The sequence below is a fragment of the Fundidesulfovibrio sp. genome (assembly GCF_058402725.1).
The window spans coordinates 1-6,191 of sequence record NZ_JBZVFJ010000172.1; the positions used below are offsets into that span (position 1 = coordinate 1).

Here is a 6,191-nt window from a genome sequence, read left to right on the forward strand (position 1 = left end):
GGGCCGTCCCAGGCGCGCGCGGCCCAGTCCTCGGGCGTGGTGGACTACATCGGCGTGGGGCCGATCTTCGCCACAAAGACCAAGAAGGACGTCTGCGACCCCGTGGGCCTGGACTACCTGCGCTACGTGGCCGAAAAGATCGAGCTGCCGTTCGTGGCCATCGGGGGCGTCAAGGAACACAACATCGCCCAGGTGCGCGCCTGCGGGGCCAGGATGGTCTGTCTGGTCACGGAGATCGTGGGGGCTGCGGACGTGGAGTCCAGGGTCCGCTCGCTGGCGGCCGCGCTCCGGGCGTAGAAGGAGCAGGATCATGGAACTCAAGCATTTCCCGGCGGTGGACGCCGTGACCTTCGACAGCGACAAGGTCAAGGGCGTCTCCGGCCGCGTGCTCATCGGCAAGGACGACGGGGCCGGGCACTTCTGCATGCGTCTTTTCGAGATCGAGCCCGGCGGCTACACGCCCAGGCACTCCCACGACTGGGAGCACGAGATGTTCTTCCACCAGGGCGAGGGCGAGGTGCTGGGCAACGGCGCGTGGAATGCCGTGCGTCCCGGCAGCGTGGTCTTCGTGCCCGGCGGCGAGGAGCACCAGATCAGGAACACCGGGACCACGCCCCTGGCGGTGGTCTGCCTGGTGCCCTCCTTCGCGCCCGAGATGTAGCGCGGCAGGAGCAACGGACGCCGCTTCCGGGCCGCCCCGGAAACGGCGCGCGAACCCCAGTTCAGGAAGGACCCCCATGAAAACGGCCTTGGTGCTCATCGACATCCAGATGGACTACTTTCCCGGAGGGGCCATGGAGCTGTCCGGCTCCGAGGCGGCGGCGGCCAAGGCGGGGCGCGCCCTGGGCTGGTTCCGCGAGAAGGGCTGGCCCGTGGTCCACGTGCAGCATCTCTCCGTGCGGCCCGGGGCCACGTTCTTCGTGCCGGGCACGCGGGGCGTGTCGTTCCATCCCTACGTGCTCCCGGCGGAGGGCGAGCAGGTGGTGGTGAAGCACTTCCCCAACTCCTTCCGGGGCACGGGACTCCAGGACATCCTGGACCAGGCCGACGTGAAGCGCGTTGCCTTCGCGGGCATGATGACCCACATGTGCGTGGACGCCACCGTGCGCGCCGCCTTCGACCTGGGCTACCAGTGCCTGGTGCTGGCCGACGCCTGCGCCACGCGCGACCTGGAGTTCGGCCACGAGGAGGTGAAGGCTGGCAAGGTGCACGCCGCCTTCCTGGCCGCCCTGGGCGCGGTCTACGCCGAGATCGCGGGCGTGAAGGACATGGCCTCGGCCCTGGGGTGAGCGCCATGGACCTTCTGGGCGAACTGCGCTCGCTGCTGCGGGCCTTCGACGACAAAGGCATCGCCTACGCCCTCTGCGGCGGGCTGGCCATGGCCGTGCACGGCGTGGCGCGCGCCACCATGGACATCGACGTGCTCGTCCTGACCTCCGACCTGTCCCGGATGGCCGAGGCGGCCCGGGAACAGGGCTACGTACTGCCCGCCGCGCCCATGGAGTTCGCGGGCGGCGCGGTGCGCTTGCACCGGCTGAGCAAACCCGGACCGGCCGACGCCCTGCCGCTGGACATGATCGAGGTGGGCGACGCCCTGCGCGGCGCCTGGGAGACGCGCAGGCGGCTGCCCTGGGAGGGCGGCGGCATCGTGGTGGTGGACAAGGCCGGGCTGGCGAGCCTCAAGCGTCTGCGCCTGAGCCTTCAGGACCGCGCGGACCTGGAGGCCCTGGGCGAGGAGGCGGACCTTGGACGTTGACATGTCCCCCGGGGCCGTCACGGAGCGCCTGCGCCGCGTGTCGGAGCTGCGCCGCCTCTGCCTCTCGCTCGCCCGGGCCAAGGCGGTTGACGAACAGGGCCTCCATGAGGCAACAACCCCCTCCCCGGAGCCTGCTCCGGGAACGGACGGCCCGCCCGGGGCCGACCGGCGCGAGCCCGCCGCGTGACGCAGGCCAAGACCGCGCACGCATCCCCCTTTTCCCGGCCCAGGCGCTAGCCATCGCGGGCCGGACACGCTACGGATACGCCATGCCAGCCACCATCGCCATCATCGGCCGCCCCAACGTGGGCAAGTCCACGCTCTTCAACCGCCTGCTGCGCAAGCGCAAGGCCATCACCCACGACCGCCCCGGCGTCACGCGCGACCGCCTGGACGGCGAGGCCGTCCTGGCCGGGGTGCCCGTGAACCTCATCGACACCGGCGGCCTCACCCTGGAAGACCCCCAGGGCCTGGAGGTGGACGTGCTCGAACAGGCCCGGCGCGCCGTGGAGGCAGCCGACCTGGTGCTCCTGGTGGTGGACGGCCGCGAGGGCATCACCAGCGAGGACGAGCGCGTGGCGGGCCTGCTGCGCCAGTCCGGCAAGCCCGTGCTGGTGGCCGTGAACAAGGTGGACGGCGGCGAGAAGGAGGCCCTCTACACGGCCGACTTCCACTCCCTGGGCCTGGACCTGGCCCCGGTCTCGGCCGAGCACGGCTTCGGCATGCGCACCCTGGTGGACGACATGCTCGCCCGCCTCCCCGAGTTCGAGGACGAGGCCGACCGCCCCGAGACCGAGCTGACCCTCTCGCTCCTGGGCCGCCCCAACGCGGGCAAGAGCTCCATCATCAACGCCCTGGTGGGTGACGCGCGCCTCATCGTCAGCGAGGAGGCGGGCACCACCCGCGACGCCGTGGACGTGGCCTTCGAGAAGGACGGACGGCGCACCGTGTTCGTGGACACTGCGGGCGTGCGCCGTCGCACCAAGATCGAGGACTCCCTGGAGCGCATCGCCAGCCTTACGGCCCTGGGCAGCGGACGGCGCGCCGACGTGACCATCCTGGCCGTGGACGGCCCCGGCGGGCTGGCCATGCAGGACAAGCGCCTCATCGCCTACCTGGACAAGGAGAAGGTCCCCTTCATGGTGGCCGTGAACAAGGTGGACCTGGTGGACGCCAAGGGCCTCTCGGCCCTGAAGCAGGAGATGAGCCAGGAGCTGCGCATCTGCCCCCACGTGCCCGTGCTGTTCGTCTCCGCGCTCACGGGCAAGGGCCTGCGCGACGTGCTGCCCACGGCCCGGGCCATCCGCGAGGAGTGCCGCATCCGCGTGGGCACCGGCGAGCTGAACCGCCTGCTGCGCGAGGCCGTGGAGCGCCACCAGGCCCCCCTGGTGAAGGGCAAGCGCCCCAAGTTCTACTACCTCACCCAGACCGACACCGTGCCCGCCACGTTCGTCTTCTTCGTCAACGATCCCGAGCGCATCAAGGCCAGCTACGCCCGCTACCTGGAGAACCAGCTGCGCAAGCTCTTCGGCATCCGCCACGCGCCCATCAAGCTCATGTTCCGGGGCAGCCGCCAGCGCAACGAGGACGGCGACATCATCCAGCGCCCCAGGCCCGCGCCCCAGAAGCCCGGAACGCCCAAGAAGCGCTCGCCCCGGGCCGGATCGGACCGGGTGGCCAAGTCGGTGGAGACCGAGGACAGGCCCATGAAGCCCGCATCGCCCAGGCCCGCCGCGCCGAAGCCCGCAGGCCCGAAGCCTTCCGGTTCCAGGACTGGCGCTCCCAAGGCCCGTTCCCCCAGGTCCGGCGCGGGCAAGCCCAAGCCCTCCAGCACCCGGCCCGGCGACAGGTCCGGCACGGGCCGCTCGCGCCCGCCCAGGCCCGGCACGAAGAAGGGGTAGGGCAGGGGGCTCACGCCGCCTGCCCTCACGTTCCGCCCGGACTCACTTCCCCGACGGCGGCATGGGGTCCGCCCCCGGGCACAGATCCACGGCCTTGCCGCCGGGCTCCAGGGTCCACACGCGGAAGGGGTACTCCCCGCCCGCCTGGGCGTCCGTGTAGCCGCAGAACACCAGCGCCCGGCCGTCCGGCGTCCACGCGGGCGCGAAGGCCGTCAGCTCCGGCGGCGTGAGCGCCTGGGCCTTGCCCGTAGCCGCGTCGTGCAGGAACAGCGACGAACTCACGTCCGGCACCTTGCGCCGAAACAGCGGCGTGCCCTCCACCGCCATGCTGAACGCGATCTGGCCCGGATTGCCCGGGCGCACCGCGAAACGGTCCGCGCTGGAGATCATCTTCGTCCCCGATCCCGTGAGCTGGCCCAGGGGGATTTTCCGCGCCGCCTTGCCGTCCAGGCCCCAGAAGGTCAGCTCTTTCATGTCCTGGGTCACCACGTGCGCGCCGTCGGGCGTCCACAAGGGCTCGAAAAGGCTCGTCCCCCCCTTGCCGCCGCGCACCAGCTCCGCCGGGGCCTGCCCCTGGCGCGCCAGCATCAGCGCGTCGCCCCCCTGGGAGCGGCGCACCCACGCCACGCTCGCGCCGTCCGGCGAGAAGCGCGGCGACAGCAGGAACTCTTCGGGTCCGGCAAGCGCTTTCACCGCGCCCGTGGCCGTCTCGCAGACCACCACCCTCGGCTTGCCGCCCGCATCCTCCACCCACGCCGCCCGGGTCCCGCCCGGCGACAGCGTGGGCTGGCCGCCGCGTCCCAGGCGTTTCGCCTTGCCGCCGTCGGCTGGCAGAAGAAACACCGCCCCCTTGAATTCATAGACCACGGGCCAGCCCGACCCCGCCGCCCGGGCCTCTCCCCAGCCGCGCGCGCACAGCGCCGCGACGCCCAGCCCTGCCAGAAAGTCCCTGCGTTTCATCCCGCCGCCTCCTGTGTCTCGCACGTGGACACCACATTGGACGTATGCCACGAAAGGCACGCCGCGCCCAGTCCCAGCACGCCGAACAGCACGAAGCACGCCTGCAGCGCCCCCACCGGGATCGACGGGCCAGCCCCCCCGGCCAGCAGCGCCAGCAGCAGACCCGTGGCCGACATGGAGACGCACATGCCAAAACCGCGCATGGTGGCCATCAGTCCCGAGGCCATGCCCTTGTGGCCTGCGTCCGCGTTGGACATCACCGCCTGGAAGTTGGGCGACACGAAGAGCGCGAACCCGAGCCCCAGCACCACCTGCACCCCGGCGATCCACCATGCCGTGGCCGCGCTTCCTTCCCACGCCACGGCAAGCAGGCCCGCCCCTAAAACCGCCAGACCCGCCGCACTTACGCGCCCGGGCGGGAGCCGGTCCGCCAGACGCCCCGCCAGCGGCGAGGCCAGCGCCTGCACCAGCGGCTGCACCAGCAACAGAAAGCCCGCATCGTGCGCCGCCATCCCCAGCACAGACTGCGTGAGCAGGCTCAACAAAAAACTGGTCGAGAACGCCGCCGCGTAGCCCAGCGCGGACACCGCGTTGGACAGCGCGAACGGACGGTTGCACGCCAGATAGTCCACGTCCACCAGCGGATGCGACCGACCGGACTGGCCCCTTGCGAAACGCGCCAGCATCCACACCGCCCCGGCCGCCAACGCCGCCCCGCGCCACGACGGCTGCAACGATACGCCATAGATCAAACCCAGCATCGACGCCGTGAACCACGCCGCGTCGCCCCACGGCATCGCCCCCGCGCCGCGCCCCGGCCGCTCCCTGTAGCCCTGGCGGATCAGCCACCACGCCGCCACGCCCGCCGCCGCGCACACGAAAAAGATCACGCGCCAAGACAACCACGACGTGAGCGCCCCGCCCACCAGCGGCCCCAGCGTCAACCCCGCGAAGACGAACATCACGTTGAAACCCACCGCCCGACCCGTGCGCTCCGGCGGCACGATCCCGAAGAGGATCGCACCCGCCACCCCGAACGTCATGGCGTCGCCAACACCCTGCAAAGCCCTCGCCGCCAACAGCGCCCCAGCGTCCTGCGCAAAACCGCCCACAAGCGAACTCGCCGTGAACAGCAAACTCCCGGTCATGAACAACCCCTTGCGCCCGATGAAGTCCGACAAGCGCCCGAAGGACAGCATGCACGCCGTGGAAAACAACAAATGCACCATCATCACCATGGCCATCTCGCGCGGCGTGAACCCGAACGTCACGCTCATCGTCGGCATGGCCACCGACAACGCGCCGTACAAAAACGGCGTGAGAAACGACGCCAGGCCCACCGCAGCCTGCGCCTCCAACGACCGGCGCTCTACTTCGTCCATGCAGCCTCCATTCTCTTGCCAGGGCTCCGCCCTGCACCCAGCCGGGCTCCGCCGGACCCGGCAGGGCGCTGCCCTGCACCCAGCCGGGCTCCGCCCGGACCCGGCAGGGCGCTGCCCTGCACCCAGCCGGGCTCCGCCCGGACCCGGCAGGGCGCTGCCCTGCACCCAGCCGGGCTCCGCCCGGACCCGGCA

At 71.3% G+C, this 6,191-nt stretch carries 8 protein-coding genes; 6 read left to right on the forward strand and 2 right to left on the reverse strand.

What is annotated here, in order from left to right; all coding sequences use genetic code 11:
* The 6 genes from ACV4UX_RS16465 to der all read left to right on the forward strand — a co-directional run.
* Positions 1 to 297 (forward strand): thiamine phosphate synthase (locus tag ACV4UX_RS16465; RefSeq protein WP_491594371.1); only part of this gene is annotated, 297 nt, incomplete at its 5' end.
* A gap of 13 nt (positions 298 to 310) precedes the next feature.
* Positions 311 to 661, forward strand: coding sequence for a cupin domain-containing protein (locus ACV4UX_RS16470; protein WP_491594372.1), 351 nt, complete (start codon positions 311 to 313; stop codon positions 659 to 661).
* Positions 662 to 737: 76 nt separating this feature from the next.
* Complete coding sequence (locus ACV4UX_RS16475; RefSeq protein WP_491594373.1) at positions 738 to 1,289, forward strand: cysteine hydrolase family protein; 552 nt, start codon at positions 738 to 740, stop codon at positions 1,287 to 1,289.
* Between the two features lie 5 nt (positions 1,290 to 1,294).
* On the forward strand, positions 1,295 to 1,756 hold the full coding sequence (locus tag ACV4UX_RS16480; protein ID WP_491594374.1) for a hypothetical protein: 462 nt from the start codon (positions 1,295 to 1,297) through the stop codon (positions 1,754 to 1,756).
* Complete coding sequence (locus tag ACV4UX_RS16485) at positions 1,746 to 1,943, forward strand: hypothetical protein (protein ID WP_491594375.1); 198 nt, start codon at positions 1,746 to 1,748, stop codon at positions 1,941 to 1,943. Before ACV4UX_RS16480 ends, ACV4UX_RS16485 begins: the two co-directional genes overlap by 11 nt.
* An 82-nt stretch (positions 1,944 to 2,025) precedes the next feature.
* A complete protein-coding gene (der, locus tag ACV4UX_RS16490) occupies positions 2,026 to 3,657 on the forward strand; it encodes a ribosome biogenesis GTPase Der (protein ID WP_491594376.1) in 1,632 nt (543 codons plus the stop codon).
* A gap of 42 nt (positions 3,658 to 3,699) precedes the next feature.
* Here der and ACV4UX_RS16495 read toward each other — a convergent pair whose 3' ends face one another.
* Positions 3,700 to 4,617, reverse strand: a complete 918-nt coding sequence (locus ACV4UX_RS16495) for a TolB family protein (protein ID WP_491594377.1) — start codon at positions 4,615 to 4,617, stop codon at positions 3,700 to 3,702.
* Complete coding sequence (locus tag ACV4UX_RS16500; RefSeq protein WP_491594378.1) at positions 4,614 to 5,999, reverse strand: MFS transporter; 1,386 nt, start codon at positions 5,997 to 5,999, stop codon at positions 4,614 to 4,616. Before ACV4UX_RS16500 ends, ACV4UX_RS16495 begins: the two co-directional genes overlap by 4 nt.
* Positions 6,000 to 6,191: the final 192 nt, after the last annotated feature.

Excerpts from the sequence above, each read along its gene's own strand:
- ACV4UX_RS16470 (WP_491594372.1), top strand. The coding sequence starts at position 311 with ATGGAACTCAAGCATTTCCCGGCGGTGGACGCCGTGACCTTCGACAGC.
- ACV4UX_RS16475 (WP_491594373.1), top strand. The coding sequence starts at position 738 with ATGAAAACGGCCTTGGTGCTCATCGACATCCAGATGGACTACTTTCCC.
- ACV4UX_RS16495 (WP_491594377.1), bottom strand. The coding sequence starts at position 4,617 with ATGAAACGCAGGGACTTTCTGGCAGGGCTGGGCGTCGCGGCGCTGTGC.
- der (WP_491594376.1), top strand. The coding sequence starts at position 2,026 with ATGCCAGCCACCATCGCCATCATCGGCCGCCCCAACGTGGGCAAGTCC.
- ACV4UX_RS16500 (WP_491594378.1), bottom strand. The coding sequence starts at position 5,999 with ATGGACGAAGTAGAGCGCCGGTCGTTGGAGGCGCAGGCTGCGGTGGGC.
- ACV4UX_RS16480 (WP_491594374.1), top strand. The coding sequence starts at position 1,295 with ATGGACCTTCTGGGCGAACTGCGCTCGCTGCTGCGGGCCTTCGACGAC.